Below are 18,664 nucleotides of genomic sequence, written 5' to 3' on the forward strand. Positions count from 1 at the left end.
GTGAAGGGCGATCTTGAGCCGATCGAGCTTTGCCAGAAGCTTGACCGCGCCTGCAACGGCAAGACGGCCGAGAACGGCGGCATCTACAAGACCGTATGCGGCAACCCCGGACTGCCAGTCTACTACTTCACTGACGAAGATCTGATCATTTCCGAGCCGCAGACCTTCACGCCGTTCCCCGGCCTCGAAAAGACCTATAACGGCGCTCACGCCACCTATCCGGAACCGGATGAAGCGTGGTCCGCGAAGGACGCCCCGCCGCGGTATAGGAGCGACCTGGAAGCAGAAGACGACGGCCGCCGCCTGATCGCCAATCTCACCTATGAGGCCGTGCCCTACAAGCGCCAGGTGCAGAGGCTCATGCGCGCGGCGATCGAGGCGAACCGACGCTTCCGCTCGCATCAAGGCGTCTTCACGCCGGCTGTGAAGCTCCTTGAGCCGCTGGACGTCATCGCATGGACCTCGGCCCGCAACGGCTACGACAACAAGCGCTTTCAGCTTGGCGCTGTCGATGACCTGAACAACGTTAATCAGTCGGCCGCCTTCTCCGAACTTGACCCAACCGACTACGACTGGTCGAGCGACTACGAGCTTCCGACGACGACCGGGCCGCTCGGCAGGGTGAAGCCACAGCCGCGCGTGCTCGGAAGCTTCGGCGTCTTCCCCGCAACCGTGAAGGATGCACTTGGCGTCGATCGCCGGCCCGCCATTCTTGCCGCGTGGCCCTACAATAATGACGACGTGGCAATCCGCGCGATCGCGTTTCAGGTTCGCGAGGCTGGAAAGACCGCCGTCATGTGGCGGGGACGATCGGATCAACCGGAAGAGGGCGAAGCGCTGCTCGCGCCGTTCTCGCTTCTTCCGGATACCGACTATGAGGTGAAGGCCAAGTTCGTTGGCGGCGGCAATACCGAACTGTTCGCCTGGTCGGCCTGGATGCCAGTCCGGACGCCCAACGTCCAGCTGACGGCCGCTGACATCCTCGACGGCGCCATCGTCGCGGCGAAGCTTGCCGACGCGGCCGTCGAAGCCAACAAGATCATGACCGGGGCTGTCACCGAGCTCAAGCTCGCCGATCGCGCCGTTTCCGATCTGAAGATCAAGCTGGCCGCTATCAAAACCGAGTTGATCGAAAACCAGGCTGTCGTCGCGGCCGCTCTGGCCGACGTGGCAGTAACGCAGCAGAAGATTGCGACAAACGCGGTAAGCCAGCTGAAGATCGCGGCTGATGCCGTGACGGAAGCGAAGGTTGCGGTAGACGCAATCACCCAAGGAAAGATCGCCAGCAATGCGGTCAATGAGCTGAAGCTCGCCGCCGCCGCCGTGACAGAGGCAAAGGTGGCCGTGGGCGCCATCACCCAGCTTAAGATCTCAACGGGCGCGGTGGGCAACGCGCAGCTCGCGGCTCTTGCCGTCGACGCCGCGAAACTGGCCACTAACGCGGTGACGACGACCAAGATCGCGGATGATGCGATTACAACGCCGAAGCTGGTCACCAATGCTGTGGTAGCTGACAAAGTAGCTGCGGGTGCGATCACGGTTCAGAAGTTGCTTGTCGCCAATTTGGAGAACCCCTTTGCGGGCGCCGAGGTGGAAACGACTTCCCCCTTTGTCAGCCTGTCTGCACGAGCCACATGGGCTACGATTTCGACCTCCCCCTCCGGCAAACCCACGGCCATGAGGATCAATGGCGCTGCGGCCGGGGCGAACACCGCCTTTAACTACCCGCCCAAATTGGCAGTCACTCCCGGTGAGGAGTACTATCTTGAGTTCTACGTGCGCAGGGACAGCGCATGGGATGGCTCAAGCGGGAACAGCAAGCTTCGCATCGGTGACCAGAACAACTCTTTGCTGGCTGGTTACGCCTACGGGGCTACGGACCTTGCTTCGAATACCTGGGTGAAAAGAACCGCCGTGTTTACGGTGGCTAGCGGAGTGACCGAGCTCAACGTTACGCTGGTGGGGGATGCCACCGCAGGCAACGTTTGGCTCACGGACTTCGTTTGGCGAAAGATGGCATCCGCTGAGCTGATCGTTGACGGCGCCATCATTGCCAGCAAGGTAGCTGCGCTCGCGATTTCGGCGGCCAACATCCAGGCTGGCGCGATCACCGCGGGTAAGATTGCGGCCGATGCGGTCACGGCCACCAACATTGTGGCCGGCACGATTACCTCGACCGAGCTCGCTTCCAACTCCGTCGTTGCCGCGAAGATCGCGGCCGGGGCGATTGTCGCGGGCAAGATCGCCGCGGATGCCGTCACGGCGGCCAATGTCGTCGCCGGCACGCTGACGGCGGTCGAGCTTGCATCCAACTCGATCATCGCCGTCAAGATCGCAGCCAATGCCGTTACAACCGCCAAGATCGCGACCAACGCTGTAACCGCAAACGAGATTGCCGCTGGCACCATCACGGCGACGGAAATCGCCTCGAGCGCGATCACGACCGTCAAGCTAGCAGCCGAATCCATCACGGGCGCAAAGATCGCGGCCAACACAATCGGTGCGAACCACATTGCCGCGAACTCGATCACGGCGAAGCAGCTCGTCATCATGGACTGGGAAAACATTGTCCCGAACGGACAGTGGATTACCGGTGACAATGCCGGGTGGGGCTCATATCCGAGTGGCTGGAACGTCGTCGGCGCCGGTGCCCGCCCACCGCAGCGCGGGGATTACATTCTTTCTACTCCGGGCGCCGCGGATGACCGTACCATGTCGACCTCCGGGCTAGATGTTCCGGTTCAGGGCGGCGAGCAGCTTAACGTTCAGTTCGATTGCGCCGGGTCCGGTTCGGGCGCGTCATGGGAATTCCGGGTGCGCTTGGTTTACTACGCGGCCGGCAGTTACCTGTCCGGCAGCACAGTAACGCTGTCGGGTACGTCCGTGAGCTGGCAACGTCAGAACGGCACCATGAGCGTGCCGGCCGCCGCGGACAGGATACAGCGCATCGAGATCACCAGGGCTGGAGGCGGCAGCAACAATGCGTTCATCACGAACGTGGTTGTTCGCCGCAAGAAGGGCGGCGAACTGATCGTTGATGGGGCGATCTCGGCTGACCACATCAGAGCCAACGCGATCGAGACGGACAAGATCATCCTCGGCGGCGTGACGACAACCAAGCTCGCTGCCAGTGCTGTCACCCTCGTGACGAGTGCCTTTGCCAGCGGATTGACCAACGATTTCGGGCCATCCGGATCGAGCACCGTGAACGTGGCGTCTGCGAGCATCAGTGTCGCAGACGCGGATGCCGTGGACATCACCGCAACGTTTACGATCCACAATTCGCAGACCACATCCGTCACTTCGGCCGAGACCATCACGACGGTCGAGATCTTACGGGGCAGCACAGTCATCAACACGCGAACGATCGTCGACTCTTCTTATGTTTACGCCGGCGCCGGCTCCGCCCGCTCAGCGCTGAAGCCGACCGTGACCATTGCCTTCTCCGATACCGGATTCTCGGGTTCGGGAACGATCACCTACACGGTTCGATGCTCGTCAACCTATCCCGATGGCGCGGTGCGAGCCCGCGACAGGTACATCCGCCTGATGGCGACGAAGAGGTGATCCCGCATGGGTGTTCGCTACGTGAAGTATAGGACAGATACCGGCGAGATCATCGCCACCGGCACCTGCTCCAACCAGGAGCACTGCTTCTTGCAAATGGAGGACGCCGAGAATGAGCACATCTTGCTCGATGTCTCAGCCGACGATGCAACGCAATGGATCGACGACCAGGGCGAGCTTGCCGATCGTCCGGTGCTCGATCTACCTACAGCAACATCGATCGCAGCGGATGGCATCGCCGAGGTGGTCGGCGCGCTACCGGCCGGAACCGTGGTGCGCTTCAATGGTGCGGCAGCTACCACGGACGGCGCCGCCTTCGCCTTCACCACCGATATGCCGGGCACCTATGTGTTCGATTTCGAGCCGCCGTTTCCGTACATCCCGTGCACACTGACGGTCGAGGCCACCGATGCGATTTGACATTCGCGAGGATCAGTCTGGCCGAGCTGATCGGGTCAACGCCGAGCGTGATCGGCGGATTGTGGCCGGCCTTGTCTTCGGCGGCATTCTCTACCAGACGCGCGACCAGGACAGGGAGAACATTGCCGGCGCCGGGGCGCTGGCTATCGCCGCCATCATGAACGGCGCACAGCCTGGCGACTATCGCTGGCATGGTGGCGATACCGACTTCACCTGGATTGCCGCCGACAACAGCCTGCATGTGATGGACGCGCCGACCCTGATCGCCCTCGGCAATGCCGTGGTCAATCACAAGGCGGCGCTCATTCATGCGGCGCGCGTGATCAAGGACATGAACCCGATCCCGGCTGATTTCGCCAACGACACCTACTGGCCGTAGCCGACCGGGTGGCCGTGGCGCGTAAACGCCTCATGCGACGGGTCAACAGCCCCACTGGGGGAACGAACGCGACTACGGCACGAACGTCTTCGACCGGCAAGAGTTTGAGGAAATGGCGGAGGTTTTGAAGCAGTGAGAGGCACCTTCATCGTGCCCTTGAACGCCACTCAAGGCGTCTTCGAAACTTTCATGGGCCTCACGATCGAGGAGGTCCACTGTACGTATTCGGTGAGCGGGCGCGGTCAGAACAAGGCAGTAATGGAAGTGCTGATCTCACCTTAATGCCGCAGTAACAGGAAAATTCCAGTCAAATTACGGCAACGGCGTAGTTTGCTGTAAGCTACCGCCTTTTTCGATGTCGCGACCACCTGCTCTTGCAAGTTTTGCGGGTAGCCAGTTAGCGTCAGTCGCATTTTCACGCTAATAGTGTGCGGATCCTATGGCACCATACGTGTTGTTGTGGGGGCGTCGAACGTGCATCCGGAGTGCTTTTGAATTTGAATATTCATAATGGAGGGAATGACATGACATCAACAGCAAGCAGGCTCGCTTTCCTAGCTCTACTCCTCGCGACAACCACTCTGTATGGCGGAAGCGTAGCCTCCGCCCAAACTGCTGAAGTCCCGCCGGCAATCACTACACCGGAAAGGGTCGACACACGGATAGGCCCACTCGACTTCAAGGACGGCATGCCGAACGATGAGACCATCGCCAAAGTGTATGACAACCTGGCCTTCAGCCACGCATTCCAGGCGTTTGTGAACACCATGCAAGGAGTCAGCATACGCGCCCTTCACAAAGGCTTACTGAGCGCCGGCGTCAAGGATAACGAAGTTCTTGTCTTCTCCGAGCTGATGGATGCCAAGTCGCTTTTTCTGACGGCCAATGCGGACACCGTCTACTCCATGGGTATGCTCGATCTGACCAAGGGCCCTATGGTGCTGGAGGTGCCGCCAAAGGCGCTGGGTGCCATTGATGACTACTGGTTCCGCTGGGTCATCGACATCGGCCTGCCTGGTCCGGACCGGGGCGAGGGCGGAAAATATCTGATCCTGCCACCCGGCTATGACGGTCCGCTGCCGAGTGGCTTCAACATCGCCCATGCCCGGACCAACCTTGTAATATGGTTCGCTCGCTCGTTCCTGGAGAACAACGATCCGAAGCCCGTGGCCGAAACGATCAGAAAGTTCACCAAGGTCTATCCATACGAGGCAGGCGGAGTCGGCACTCCCATCGCCAGCTTTCTGAGTGGCGAGGCTAAACTAGGGAAAATCACGCCACCGCCGCCGACCGTGTTCCACGAAGGAACCGGCAAGGTTATGAACACCATCCCGCCAAACGACTTCAGCTACTTTGAGATGCTCAACGAAGTTGTGCAGCAGGAGCCGGCAGAGTCGCTCGACCCCGAATTGATGGGCCCAATCGCCGCCATCGGCATTATTAAAGGCAAACCCTTTGCGCCTGATGAGCGGATGAAGAAGATCCTCACCGAAGCAGTTGCGCTTGCCAACGCCACCTCGCGCACTCTGTTTATGGCTCCCCGTGATCCCAGCTTCTACTACTATCCCGGCTCGGGTTGGCAGAACATGCTGTTTGAGGTTGGCTACGAGTTTGAGACGCCGATTCCGCGTATTACAGACGACGGCGTGGTCCCCTACCCTCCAACGGGCTATCGCGCTCTCGACGCGCGAACAAACTTTTTCTATGGCGTAACCGGGATCACGCCCGCGATGGCCATGCGGCTGCCCGGCATCGGTTCTACATACCTGTGGACGATGGTGGATGCAGATAAAAAGCCGTTCGACGGAGCAAAAACTTACAAGGTGACCCTACCGAAGGACATCCCACAGGCGAACTTCTGGTCCTTCACACTCTACGACAACATGACGCGCTCAATGCTCGACACGCCGCAGCGCTATCCTCGCGCAGGTAGCCAGAGCTTTCCTTCGCCTGCTGCGGAAGCGGACGCCGACGGCACGACCACGATCTACTTCGGTCCGACGCAACCTGCGAATGTCAAACGAGGCAACTGGATCCAGACCATGCCCGGTAAAGGCTTTATCCCGTGCCTGCGGCTTTACAGCCCGCTTGAACCGTTCTTCACCAAGGAATGGCGACCAAGCGAGGTCGAACTCGTGAACTAGTCCACGGGACACACGATAGCATCGCGGTCTAGCTATTGAACGTTATCCCCTGTTTCTGGCTCAAGTCTATGGTCACTCCAGTACCTGGAGTGACCCCCCATATGCGACGCGCTGGTGAGGCGACTTGTGGCCTAGGCCACCAGTGGCGAGACCACATGTCAATTTTGATAGACACGGTTACGCACTCGTACGATGATGGGGTATCGGCTCCAACTGCATGGCAGGAACGACAGGGAGATGGCATCTCTCGCCTCACCTATTTGGAGGGAGTCTCAATGTCCACATCCTTCGTCTACGATGCGGCTGGGTATCCAGTGTTTCCAGGTAGCAGCAAACACGACAAAGTGTTCGGTCCCGATGACCTTAACACTCTGCAATCCGTCTTTGATGCCTGCCTTCAGGAATGTGGCCTTACTCGCGAGAGTGAATTGGCCGAGGCCCTAGGCAGCGCCATCATCCGCCTCTACACACAGGGTCAGCGCGATCCTGATTTAATCAAGACGATGCTTACGGGGGCGTTTAAACGGCGGCGGGGAAAACTTTAGGCATGCGTTTTTGACACTAGACCGGAATTTTAGAAGTTCCGCTTTTCGCTGTCAAAATTCCGAAAATCCGGGTCCGGCTACACGTGGCTAGCCGATTGGCTAACCCTCATATAATGCATTGATTTTAAAAGTAAAATGGTGGGCCCGGAGGGACTCGAACCCCCAACCAAGCGGTTATGAGCCGCCGGCTCTAACCATTGAGCTACAGGCCCATGCCGGTGGCGGCATGCGGGGGTCAATGGCAGCCCCGGAGGTTCCGTCTAGACGAATTCTTTCCGGCCGACAAGCATCGCCGCAATGCTTACACAATGTCGCGGGAATAAACGACGTGAGGGACAACCAAGCGGAGATATTGAATGTTTCGACCGAGACTGTCGCGCGCCGTCATGAGCGGCGTGATCGCCACCACCCTGGCCGCGGGCTTTTTCGTACCGGCCCACGCACAGGAAGCACGGCAGCGCGAGGCCGTCATCACCGTCACCGGCGAGGGCCGGTCCAACATTGCGCCCGACATGGCGCTTGTCGAGCTTGGCGTCGTCAAGGACGGCAAGACGGCGCGTGAGGCGCTCGATGCCAACAATGCCGCCATGGCCGAGGTGATGAAGGCCCTGAAGGACGCCGGCATCGCCGAGCGCGACCTGCAGACCTCGGGCTTCAGCATCAGTCCGCAATACCAGTTCCCCCAGGGCGACAACGGCGAGGCCAAGCCCCCCGTCCTCGTCGGCTTCCAGGTGTCCAACATGCTGTCGGTGCGCGTCCGCGACCTGTCCCGGCTTGGCCCGATCCTGGACCAGACCGTGACGCTCGGCATCAACCAGACCGGCGGCATCACCTTCACCAACGACAAGCCGGACGAAGCCATCAGCGCGGCACGCAAGAGCGCGGTTGCCGATGCGATCGCGCGCGCAAAGGAACTGACGGCGGCTGCCGGCATCGGCCTGGGCAAGGTCCTCGAAATCTCCGAGACGTCCTACCGCCCGCAGCCCGTTCCGATGATGCGCGCGGCGATGGCGAAGGATTTCGCCGCCGAGGCCGTGCCGGTCGCCACCGGTGAAAGCAGCTATTCCGTCACCGTCAACATGACCTTCGCTCTGACGAACTGAGCCGGACCGAAGCCGCCACAATACGGACAAGCCGGCCTTTCGGAGGCGAAGTGCCTCGGGAGGCCGGCTCAGGAGCCTGCGCGGACCGGAAGCGGCAGGCCTCTTTCCCGCAATCGCCCCCTTGCCGGGACAGGGCCGGCGAAGCTAGGGTATCCGTCTTGGTGAAGTGAGCGGTGACGCCCATGTCCGGCCGCGGCTGAGCGGCGTTCGCGAGGACGACGAGTTCTCGCACGATGGCTGTGACAGCAACCTTCGCAGCCTTCCGGCCGCTTTCAACTGGTGGCATTTTTCTTGCGCCCGCGCTTGAACCGCACGGCGACAAGCGCCGCAAGCGTGCGAGGTGCCTGCCCGGCAGGAGTGCATCCGCCGCGGGTCAAGGCACGGCAGGTCAAGGCGCGGCGGGTCCACGTCCCTGATTGCCGAGGGAGTGATGCCAGCGAGCGAGGCTGTCTGGCCCTGAGCGAGCAAGCTGGGTCAGGCCAGATCGACGAGGAGCGCGAAGGCGGCGCTTGCCGTCGCCTTCGCGCATCTGGGGTCGAGACGAGGATGCCGAGGCGGCGCGGAAGGCGCCGCCGTCACGGGCGTCTTGGCTGATATGTCAACGCCTCATGTCTTGCACACCGAAATACGGCCGCGGGGCCTTGCGTCCCTGGTCGCGGTGAACGCGTCAGCGCCCCAGCGTCGGGCAGCGTGCGACGTTGGCGAAGGCGATCTGCGTGTAGCGGTGGTGGCGCCAGCCCTCGACGACGACGCGGCGATGGCTGACGTCGGCGATGCGCGGGCCGCGCACGCCGTAGCCGCGGGCCTTCTCCACAGCCAGCCAGGGCGCGCAGCGGCCGCGGCCGCGCCGGTCGCCCCAACGATGGTGACGCTCCGGCGCGCGCCCGTAGTAGCCGTCGCGATAGCCGACAGTCTCAATGCGAGCGTCGAAGCTTGCTGCGTGGGCGGCAGGGGCGAGCGATGTCAGGCCTGCAAGCGTCAGGGCAACGGCGGCAATGGAATTCTTGAGAAAGTCGGACATCGGTGTCTCCGTCGGATGCCGACGACCGAGCGGTTCGGCCGGTCGCCGCGGGTTTCAATGGAGACACATTAGAAGGGTGAGGCTGAACGTCTCCGGAACCGCGCGTTCAGCCATCGTTCAGCCGCAAAACGCCCAAAGCGAAGCGGCACTTCGGCGCCGCAGTCGCGGCATTCTTCCACAGTCGTCGCGACGGGATAGACGCGGCGTGCGACCGACACGGCTTGCGACGCGCCCTCTCAGGCCGCCTTCCGCCGCAAACTCTTGCCGATTGCCGGCGAACCGCCTCCGGCGGGCGAAGGATGCCGGCCTTGCAATGTGGCTCTACGGCGATGGCACGACAAGGCGCGCGGCGTGACCGGCAGGTCACACCGCGCAACGATTGGACCAGCATTTTCGGGGGGCGATCGTCTTTAGGCCTCGCCCGCCCTGGAGCGACACTTCAGAAGCGGCCGATATTCCGCAGTGGTCGCTCAGCCCGCCATCTGCCGCATGCGTTCGCCCTCGTCCACCATGAGCGCCATCCGCGCGATCCTGTGGCCGTCGAGTTCAAGAAGCAGGACCTTTTCGACCGAATAGGATTTGCCGGAAGCAACGCTGCCGCGCGCCGTCACCCGGATTGCCAGGGGCGAGCCGCCGTCCGCCACCATCACCACGGCATCGCCGTAGCTCTCGTCGAAGCTTGAGAAGTGTCGGGCAAGCCGCTCGCGCAGCGCCTCGCGCCCCATGTCGCCGCCTTCCCCGAACCCGGAGATCGCCACATCCTCGTCGGCAAGTGCTGCGATTGCGGCATAGTCGCGCGCATTCAGCGCCGTGACGAGTTCCTGGGCAACGGCGTTCGCATTCGCCATGATGCAGTCCTCCCTTTTCTACGGCCGTCCATTGACGGACCTGATCCGGCTGGCCTCTGACAACGCGAACAGCGGCCGGCCGGTTCCACTTCGACGGCGGGCGTCAGCCACCAAGATGCAGCACGATCTCGCGCACGTGCGGCCGGTCGCGATGCTCGAAAAGATAAAGCCCCTGCCAGGTCCCGAGTACAAGCCTGCCCTCGCTGACCGGAATGCCGATCGAGACCTGGTTGAGCGCGGCCTTGATATGCGCCGGCATGTCGTCCGGCCCCTCCATGGTGTGGACGATCCAGCGCATGGACGGATCGTCCGACGGCGGCACGAGGCGGCGAAAGAAGGTGTCCAGGTCGCGGCGCACGTCCGGATCCGCATTCTCCTGGATCAGCAGCGAACACGAGGTGTGCCGGACAAACACCGTCAGCAACCCCTCGTCCCTCCGGTTCCGGCGCACAAAGGCTTCCGCCTCGGCGGTATATTCGTAAAGCCCCTGTCCGCGAGTCTGAATGGAAATCCTGGTTTGCGGCACCCTGCCTCCTTGTCCGTCTATTGCCTGCCGGCGGCGCGCCTTGGCGCCCTCGCCTGTCCGCGTCATAGTTCCAGAAAGCTGTGAAACCCGCCATAGATCATGCGCTTGCCGTCGAAGATGTTCTTCCACTCCTCCTCTCTCAGGCGCGGGTCGTCCATCACCTTGCCGACGACTGCATCGCGGATCTCGCGCGATTCATAGGTGACCCAGGAAAAGACCACCACTTCGTCGTCCTTGGCGTGCACGGCGCGAGGAAACGACGTGAACTTGCCATAGGGAACGTCGTCGCCGACGCATTCGACATAGGAAAGCGCCCCGTGTTCCATCCAGACGGAACCGGCGATGATCGCAAGCGCCTTGTAGTCGTCAAGCTTATGCTTGGGAACGGCAATCACATAACCATCGACATAGTGCATGCAAACCTCCTCGCGCGTGAGATACGCGCTGAACTGCGGGATCGTTCCGCCTGAGCGGTTGGACAGACGCGTGATGATAAGCCCTAATCGGTCCCGATTTAAGGAGCGGCGCCGCGTACCACCTTTGCCGAACGAGACAATTAGCAATACCTGATATATTGTTTGCGCTCGATTTCCAGATGCTTTCCGGAGGGCGGGATGCACCACATGCGTCGCCAGGCGATCGCCTTGACCGTTTCGGCGGCGCTTCTTGGTGCGGATTGGGCGCATGCGGTGGAAGTCGTGGGACAGGCCGCACTCATCCGCACGAGTGTCACCGGCAACGGCCAGGAGATGGTGGTGCGCGACCCCGTGCACCGCGACGAGCGCATCCGCACCTCGCGCTCGGGGCTTGGCCAGTTCGTCTTCCGGGACGGAACCAAGCTTGCCGTCGGCTGGGGCTCGTCCGTGGTAATCGACAAGTTCGTCTATGACGGCAGCAACTCGCTGAAAAAGCTCACCCTGAACGCCGCCAAGGGGACGTTCCGCTGGGTCAGCGGCAGCTCCAAGAGCACTGCCTACGAGATCGTGACGCCGGCCGGAACGATCGGCGTGCGCGGCACCGTCTTCGATTTTTACGTGGCGTCGGACGGGACGACGGCGATGGTGCTTCTCAACGGCGCGGCCTCCTTCTGCAGCCGCGGCGATTGCCGCCAACTGACGCGCCGCTGCGACAGCCTGGTCGCGACCCGCAGCGGCGGCATCAGTTCGCCACGACGGGTGAACCGCACCACGCTGCGCCAGCTTGGAAATGCGCGCGCCCTGCCGTTCCTCACCGGCGACCAAAAGCTTACCGGCGGCATGCAAACCGGCGCATGCCGGCTCGAGGCAGCCCTGCAGCCGAAGGACGATCGCAAGCCGCCCAGAGTGCGGGAGCCGGCTCCCGCGCCGCCGCCGCCGCCAAGGAAGCGGGTGGAGCGGCCGAGCTGGGACCGCCCGGACAAGGAAACGACTTCGCGCGACAAGCCGGACTTCGACAGGCCGGGACGATCGAAGCCCGACCGCGACAAGGTGAGCTGGGACCGGCCTGACAGGGAACGACCACAGCGCGACGTCTCCGACCGGGACCAGCCCGGCCGGACCAAGCCGGATCGAGACCGCCCGGACAGGGACCGGTCTGACAGGGAACAACCACAGCGCGACGTCTCTGACCGGGACCAGCCCGACCGGTCCAGGCCAGATCGAGACCGCCCAGACAGGGACCGGCCAGACCGCGAGCCGACGCCGCGCGACAGGCCGGATTTCGACTGATGCAACCGGGCGGCAGACAAGCCATCTTCCAAAACCTGAAGACGCGCGGCACAGGCGGGAAATTGCGAGTGGGATCGCTGGCGGCGTTGTGATATCGGCGTCCCGCGCCGGCTATTTCACACCCTCCTCCGCCCGCTGCCCTTCACCCTGCGCAAAGTGTTCGCTCCGGCGCACGATGCGGCGGTAGAACGCCGGCAGCGCCTCGTTGATCGCCGAGGACTGCTCACCCGCGGCATGTGCAAGCTTAGCCGCATCAGCGGCGCGGGCGGGCAGCGCCGCCAGGAGCTGATCATGGACGAAGCGCAGGTCGGCGAACGCACCGGTCGCAGCGACCGGCTCATCGCCTGCCACCGCGAAGATGCGGGTACGCGACTGTCGTCCCTTCAGTGGCAGCGTGCCGGCTTCCAGCAGGGCCATCTCGCCCAGATGCGCAGCCGTGCTTTCGGAGACGAGGATGTCGAAGCCGACGTCTTTGCAGGCCGCTTCGATGCGAGCAGCGACGTTCACGGTGTCGCCCACGGCGGAATAGTTGAAGTGCGCCTCCGCGCCCATGTTGCCGACGCAGGCGAGCCCGGTGTGGATGCCGATACCGATGGCGACACTCTGGCCGGCCCCGAAGCCGAAGGCGTCATCGGCATTGAGGCTCGAAAGCGTCCGGCGCATCGCGAGTGCGGCGCGCACCGCCTTGCGCGCGTGATCGGGGACGTCCACGGGCGCATTCCAGAACGCCATGATGGAATCGCCGATGAATTTGTCGAGCATGCCGTCATGGGCGATCACCTCGCGGCTCAGTGCATCCAGCAGGATGTTGAGAAAGGCGACCACCTCCTTCGGCGAGCGCTTTTCGCTGATGCCTGTGAAATCGCGCACATCGACGAACATCAGGGTCAGTTCGCGCTCGTCGCCGCCGAGCCGCAACGCGTCGTGCGTGTGCTCGATCCGGTAGAGCAGCTCCGGGGAAAGATACTTGCCGAAGGCCCTCCGGACCTCACGCCGCTCGCGGTCGATGACCAGGATGCGAAAGGCGGTGGCGGAGAAATGGGTGATGGTGGCGCAGACGATCGGCGCCAGCGGATCGAACAGCAGGCCGGCATAGTGAAAGGCAAGCCAGGACGCGGCCAGCGCCACCGCGGTCACCGTCAGCCCGAAGACGAGCGCGATCGCCGGGCTGAGGAAGGTCGTAAGCACGACGATCAGCATGCCTGCCAGCGCAATCGAGACGATCTCCAGCCCGTCCGCCCAGTCCGGGCGCGACAGGAAGCGGCCCGACAGGATCTGCTCGACCGCCTGCGCATGGATCGACACGCCCGGCACGTGCTGGCCGAGCGCCGTCGTGCGTATGTCCTGCAGGCCGGCCGCCGAGGCGCCGACGAAGACGATCGCCCCCTGCAGCGCCGACCGCAGCTCTTCCGGCAGCGGCGCGTCGGAAAGGACCTTTGCTGCCGAGACGTATCGTTCGGCGCGGTCGGGTGAAAAATAGAGCCAGAGCTCTCCTCTGGCCGTCACCGGCACGACGAACTCGCCCACCTTGATCTTGGTAATCGTGTCCAGCTTGTCGGGCGCGTCGGCAAGGACGTAGGTGGAGGCTCCCTGCGCCACGCGCAGCGCCTCGAGCGTGAGGGTCGGGTAAAGCTGGGCACCGTCGCTGAGTAGCAGCGGAATGGTGCGTAGTACCGGCGAGGGATTGCCCGGATCGAGGCTGATGTGCCCGAGCCCCGTGGCGCCGGCTTCCAGTGCCGGAAGCAGCGGCGTTGCCGCCTTGATGGCGGGCGGCGCGCCGAAGGGCGGCTCGCCCGTGAACGCAAACCCCGCCTTCACCTGCGGCAGGAAACTGCCGTCGTTGGAAATGCCGAAACCAAGCACCACCGGCCGGCTCACAATGGCGTTCGCAAAAATCTGGTCGTTGTCGGGCAGGCGTCCGAGCACGTCGGCGGGCATTCCCTCCACCGCTTCCACGACGCTGCGCGGCGAAAGACGATCAGGCTCGGAAAAGAGGATGTCGAAGGCGATCGCCGCCACGCCCATGTCGCTCAGCCGATCGACCAGCCGCGCCAGCCGGTCGCGCGGCCACGGCCACTGCCCCAGCACCTTCAGCGACGCCTCGTCGATATCGACGATCCGAACCGGCATCTGTTCGAACGGCCGCGGCGAAAGGCGCTGGTACTCGTCGAACACAGCCTCGCGTGCGAAGCGGAAGAAGAGTGGATCCTCGCTGCGCAGCAGCGTCAGCGCTGCGACGATGGCAAGACCGAGGATGACGCCGACCTGTTGCGCACGTGTCATGGCGCAGGTTCGATCCCTCCTTCCGCGTGATCAATCGGAAGCGCCCGAGCGTTTGTGCGTCAGCCGCACAGAAGGATGCTCCGGCACCACAAAGGCACTGCATTCCTCCCGTGCCAGACCCGTTACGGGAGGTTGCGGCGCGGTTCTTCCGGCAATCGGCACAGCCCGTTCGGAAAGGCCATCTCGGCTGTCGGCGGAGCAGCATACTATGCTTTGCAGGAAAGCGGCAGAGGCTGCCGCAATGGAGGAGCCCTACCAGGAGCTGCAATTGCGCAGTTGTTTGGAGTAGCGCGACGCCATCTTGGAGGCACGGTTTGCGCCCGCCTTCGCCGGCGCGCTCCAGTTACCCCTGGAGTAACCGGCATGCCCCTCGTGGTAGGCGATGTAGAGGCGGTAGGTGTCGTTGAGCGGGATGCCGTTCTTGCGGTTGCTCTGGCTGTGATACCAGCCGATGAAGCGGATCGCATCGCCGAAGTCGTTGCGCTTGGCCATCCAGCGGCCGGTCTGCTTCTTGTAGCTGTCCCAGGTTCCGTTGAGCGCCTGCGAGTAGCCATACGCCGTCGAGACCCGCTTCCAGGGAATGAAGCCGAGTAGCTTGCGGCGGGGCGGCTTGGCGTTGTGCTTGAAACCGGATTCGGCGTAGATCGTCGCCATCAGCACGGCGACAGGCACGCCGTATTCGCGCTCGACGCGTCGGGCGTCGCGCTCCCAGTTCTCGAACAGCCCGTCCCGCTGCTCGAAAACAGCGCAGGCATTGTCGGTATTGCGCGGAACGGTCCCGCAGGCAGCAAGCATCATCGTGAGGACGACGACAAAAACGCAACGCATCGATCGATCTCTCATTTCCGAGAGATTGATAATTCGTAAAGCTTAAAGTTTCGTTTTTAGACGAATTGAACTTTCATTCCGCCGGCCTGTCCGCGCGGAACTTCTCCTTCAGCCGGCCGACCGCCTCCGGGCTCCACTGGCCCTCCAGGCCGAGTACGGCGATCCACGGATCGACATGGTGCTCGCCCGCATAGACGTGGCCATAGCCCATCGGCGTCGTCGTCGCCATCGCCATGTCCAGGCCGAGCTGCAGCAAGGTGACGAACGGATACCAGCGCAGTTCATCGGAGACGTCGGGCCCGCGCGGCCCCACCATCCATGCCGGCGGGCGGCGGTAGGCGCCTTCGTCGAAGAAGGTCACCGGGTCACTCGCATACTGCAGGTAGACGACGCGCATCGGCCCCCAGGGTGCCGTCGCCTCCCCCAGCGCGTCCTTCTGTGCGGTGAAGCGGACATACGAGCCGTCGCCGAAGCGCGGCAGCCACGCCGGCGTACCCTCGTTGCGCCCCGCGGTCAGCCGCCGCCAGATGCGGGATTCGAACGGAGGGCCGACCCAGAGCGCGCCCTGATAGGGATCGCCGATCACCTCGAACAGTTCCGTGGACTGCTCGGAGCTGAGTGCGCCGAGGCTGAGCCCGTAGAGGTAGAGTTTCGGCCGGGCGTCCCGCGGCAGTTTGTTCCAGTAGGCGTAAACCTCGCGGAACAGGGCCCGCGACGCGTCGGCCCCGTAGCTGGGCTCCACCAGCAGCGACAGCCAGCTCGACAGGTAGGAATACTGGATCGCCACGCTGGCGACGTCCCCGCCGGTCAGATACTCCAACGGCCCCATTGCTTCCGGATCGATCCAGCCCGTGCCCGTCGGCGTGATGATGACGAGATACTTGCGCGAAAAGCCGTCGGTGCGGATCAGTTCCTGCAGGGCCAGCTTCGCGCGCGCGTCGGCCGTCTGTGCGCCGTTCAGCCCGACGTAGACGCGCACCGGCTCCCGCGCAGGCTGCCCGGTGAAGGCGGCGATCGCGTCCGCAGCCGTGTCGCCGGAAACGAACTCGCGACCGCGCCGCCCGAGATCTGGCCAGGGCACGAGAGAGGCGGCGCTCCCCGTCCTGCGGGGATCGGTCGGTTGCGGCGTATCCGGCTCCATCAGTTCGTCCAGCGCCCTAAGCGAGGAATCGACCGAATGCAGCGCGGCACGGAAGAGAACGCCCTCGACCGCGGTCCAGAACAGCACGACGGCGATCAGGCCGCCCACCAGATTGGCGACCCGCCGCGGCGCAAAGCGCTGGATCATCCGGGAGAAGGAGCGCCAGGCGAAGATAAAGAGCCGCGCCACAACGATGACGACGATGAAGGTGGCAACCGCGATAAGACCCACCTTGAAGGGATGCCCCGTCTCGACCGGCGGCAGTTCCATCAGCGTGCGGATCGAGTTCTGCCATTCCGCAGCTTGCCACAGGAACACGGCGACGACGATCGCGCATGCAAGAGCTGCCAGCAGCTTCACCCGGCGCCAGAAGCGCCCTGCCGGCATTGGCAGTTCCAGGTAGGACCACGTCGCGGCAAGCAGCACGCCCAGACCGTAGCCGATCGCGAAGCAGACGCCCGAAAGGACACCCTGTGTCACGAAAGTACGCGGCAAAAGGCTCGGCGTAAGCGACGCCGCAAAGAACAGCGCCCCGAGCAGGAGCCCCAGCACCGAGAGCGACGCCCAGAACTTGATCATCCGATGCGACATGAAATCGACCCCTCGCTCGCCGCCCATGGCTCAGACACTGCCATTGCGGCTATGAACAGGCAATGCACGGTTGCGATCCAAGCCCATATTCTCCCCGATGCATTTCCATATGCAGCCATGCAATTTCGAAGCACCGCTGCCGGATGTTCCACCTGCACATTGGACCCGCTCGCCGGCCGTTTCAATCGTCGCATGCAAGGTCATCTCGGCGTCATCACCGCGCGCGGCAAAAGCGCACGCATCCTGTATATTGCCTGGAAGCGCGCGTTATTTTGTTGCGCGCGACAGGCGAGTTTTCTAGTTAAGATGCCCAAATAAGTGTCACTTCGATCAAAAAGGTCGCAGCAACGCTTAGGCCCGCCGCCGCAGGAGCGATCGCTCCTTGCCAACGGCCAGCCAGCCGCCAGGATCCATCGCGGTCCATCCAAGGGAGATGAACTATGAACCTCAAGTCTTTTACCGGCGCAACCTTTGCGGCATCGCTGCTGCTTTCGACGGCAGCCTATGCCGACATCACCATCGGCGTGATCGCACCGCTGACCGGCCCTGTCGCAGCCTATGGCGACCAGGTGAAGAAGGGTGCTGAAGCCGCGGTGGCGGAGATCAACAAGAACGGCGGCATTCTCGGGGAGCAGGTCGTCCTCAAGCTTGCCGACGATGCCGGCGAGCCCAAGCAGGGCGTGTCCGCCGCCAACCAGATCGTCGGCGAGGGCATCCGCTTCGTCGTCGGCCCGGTCACCTCGGGCGTTGCCATTCCCGCATCCGATGTTCTCGCCGAGAACGGCGTGCTGATGGTGACGCCGACGGCCACCGCACCCGACCTGACGGCGCGCGGCCTGCCCAACGTTCTGCGCACCTGCGGCCGCGACGACCAGCAGGCAACCGTCGCCTCCGACCACGTCCTGAAGAACATGAAGGACAAGAAGATCGCGATCGTCCACGACAAGGGCGCCTACGGCAAGGGCCTTGCCGACGCGTTCAAGGCCGGCCTCAATGCGGGCGGCGTCACCGAGGTGCTGTACGAAAGCGTCACCCCGGGCGAAAAGGACTTCAGCGCACTGATCACCCGCCTCAAGGCGGACGGTGCCGAAGTGATCTATTTCGGCGGCTATCACCCCGAAGCCGGCCTTCTTGCCCGTCAGTTGCAGGACATGTCGGTGAAGGCGACGATCGTCGGCGGTGACGGCCTTTCCAACACCGAACTGTGGGCGATCGGTAACGAAGCCGTCGCCGGCACGCTCTTCACCAACGCGATCGACGCGCTGAACAACCCCGATTCCGCCAAGGCCGTCGAAGTGCTCAAGGCCGCAAACATTCCGCCGGAAGCCTTCACGCTGAACGCATATGCCGCCGTCGAAGTGATCAAGGCCGGCATCGAGAAGGCCGGCAGCGCCGAAGACGCCATGGCCGTGGCCACCGCGCTGAAGGCGGGCGAGCCGGTCCAGACCGCGATCGGCAAGCTCACCTACGGCGAAAGCGGTGACCTCACCTCGCCGAGCTTCTCGCTGTTCAAGTGGGAAGACGGCAAGATCGTTGCCGCCGAGTAACCCTGGGCGACCTTC

Annotated in this window: 14 protein-coding genes, 1 tRNA gene and 1 pseudogene; 8 read left to right on the forward strand and 8 right to left on the reverse strand. The window is 63.2% G+C overall.

All coding sequences use genetic code 11. The annotated features are described in order from the left end of the window. The 5 genes and pseudogenes from CRO48_RS32370 to CRO48_RS23570 form a co-directional block, all read left to right on the forward strand. Positions 1-3,567: pseudogene (locus CRO48_RS32370) on the forward strand (hypothetical protein); the annotation flags it as partial. 6 nt (positions 3,568-3,573) lie between these two features. Next, positions 3,574-3,987 carry a hypothetical protein gene (locus CRO48_RS23555; protein WP_097142215.1) on the forward strand — a complete coding sequence of 138 codons (414 nt, stop codon included), beginning with the start codon at positions 3,574-3,576 and terminating at the stop codon, positions 3,985-3,987. Continuing rightward, positions 3,977-4,366, forward strand: coding sequence for a DUF4376 domain-containing protein (locus CRO48_RS23560; protein WP_097142216.1), 390 nt, complete (start codon positions 3,977-3,979; stop codon positions 4,364-4,366). Before CRO48_RS23555 ends, CRO48_RS23560 begins: the two co-directional genes overlap by 11 nt. Positions 4,367-4,890: 524 nt before the next feature. Next, positions 4,891-6,510, forward strand: coding sequence for a DUF1254 domain-containing protein (locus tag CRO48_RS23565; RefSeq protein WP_097142217.1), 1,620 nt, complete (start codon positions 4,891-4,893; stop codon positions 6,508-6,510). 275 nt (positions 6,511-6,785) lie between these two features. Then, on the forward strand, positions 6,786-7,055 hold the full coding sequence (locus CRO48_RS23570; protein ID WP_141402112.1) for a hypothetical protein: 270 nt from the start codon (positions 6,786-6,788) through the stop codon (positions 7,053-7,055). Positions 7,056-7,191: 136 nt separating this feature from the next. Here CRO48_RS23570 and CRO48_RS23575 read toward each other — a convergent pair. Next, positions 7,192-7,267, reverse strand: a tRNA-Ile gene (locus CRO48_RS23575). 144 nt (positions 7,268-7,411) lie between these two features. Here CRO48_RS23575 and CRO48_RS23580 point away from each other — a divergent pair. After that, entirely contained in the window at positions 7,412-8,158 is a 747-nt protein-coding gene (locus CRO48_RS23580) for an SIMPL domain-containing protein (protein WP_097142219.1), read from the forward strand. A gap of 667 nt (positions 8,159-8,825) precedes the next feature. On the opposite strand, the gene CRO48_RS23585 is transcribed toward CRO48_RS23580, so the two are convergent. The 4 genes from CRO48_RS23585 to CRO48_RS23600 all read right to left on the reverse strand — a co-directional run bounded on the left by CRO48_RS23585 (position 8,826) and on the right by CRO48_RS23600 (position 10,969). Beyond that, on the reverse strand, positions 8,826-9,179 hold the full coding sequence (locus CRO48_RS23585) for a hypothetical protein (protein WP_097142220.1): 354 nt from the start codon (positions 9,177-9,179) through the stop codon (positions 8,826-8,828). Positions 9,180-9,649: 470 nt separating this feature from the next. Then, entirely contained in the window at positions 9,650-10,027 is a 378-nt protein-coding gene (locus CRO48_RS23590) for a nuclear transport factor 2 family protein (RefSeq protein ID WP_097142221.1), read from the reverse strand. A 103-nt stretch (positions 10,028-10,130) separates the two neighbouring features. After that, positions 10,131-10,553: a secondary thiamine-phosphate synthase enzyme YjbQ gene (locus CRO48_RS23595; protein WP_097142308.1), complete on the reverse strand. Its 423-nt coding sequence runs from the start codon at positions 10,551-10,553 to the stop codon at positions 10,131-10,133. Positions 10,554-10,615: 62 nt separating this feature from the next. Continuing rightward, the gene (locus tag CRO48_RS23600) at positions 10,616-10,969 is read right to left on the reverse strand and encodes a DUF1428 domain-containing protein (protein WP_097142222.1); all 354 of its coding nucleotides are present in this window, start codon (positions 10,967-10,969) and stop codon (positions 10,616-10,618) included. Positions 10,970-11,167: 198 nt separating this feature from the next. Between CRO48_RS23600 and CRO48_RS23605 the strand changes: the two genes are divergently transcribed. After that, a complete protein-coding gene (locus tag CRO48_RS23605) occupies positions 11,168-12,259 on the forward strand; it encodes a FecR family protein (RefSeq protein ID WP_245423639.1) in 1,092 nt (363 codons plus the stop codon). A 111-nt stretch (positions 12,260-12,370) separates the two neighbouring features. On the opposite strand, the gene CRO48_RS23610 is transcribed toward CRO48_RS23605, so the two are convergent. The 3 genes from CRO48_RS23610 to CRO48_RS23620 all read right to left on the reverse strand — a co-directional run bounded on the left by CRO48_RS23610 (position 12,371) and on the right by CRO48_RS23620 (position 17,102). Continuing rightward, positions 12,371-14,542, reverse strand: coding sequence for a CHASE2 domain-containing protein (locus tag CRO48_RS23610; RefSeq protein WP_097142223.1), 2,172 nt, complete (start codon positions 14,540-14,542; stop codon positions 12,371-12,373). Between the two features lie 252 nt (positions 14,543-14,794). Beyond that, positions 14,795-15,370, reverse strand: a complete 576-nt coding sequence (locus CRO48_RS23615) for a transglycosylase SLT domain-containing protein (RefSeq protein ID WP_097142224.1) — start codon at positions 15,368-15,370, stop codon at positions 14,795-14,797. Between the two features lie 73 nt (positions 15,371-15,443). Next, a complete protein-coding gene (locus CRO48_RS23620; RefSeq protein WP_097142310.1) occupies positions 15,444-17,102 on the reverse strand; it encodes an alpha/beta hydrolase in 1,659 nt (552 codons plus the stop codon). A 440-nt stretch (positions 17,103-17,542) separates the two neighbouring features. Between CRO48_RS23620 and CRO48_RS23625 the strand changes: the two genes are divergently transcribed. Further along, positions 17,543-18,649 carry a branched-chain amino acid ABC transporter substrate-binding protein gene (locus CRO48_RS23625; protein WP_097142225.1) on the forward strand — a complete coding sequence of 369 codons (1,107 nt, stop codon included), beginning with the start codon at positions 17,543-17,545 and terminating at the stop codon, positions 18,647-18,649. Positions 18,650-18,664: the final 15 nt, after the last annotated feature.

The organism is Rhizobium subbaraonis (genome assembly GCF_900220975.1).
GTDB lineage: Bacteria > Pseudomonadota > Alphaproteobacteria > Rhizobiales > Rhizobiaceae > Mycoplana > Mycoplana subbaraonis.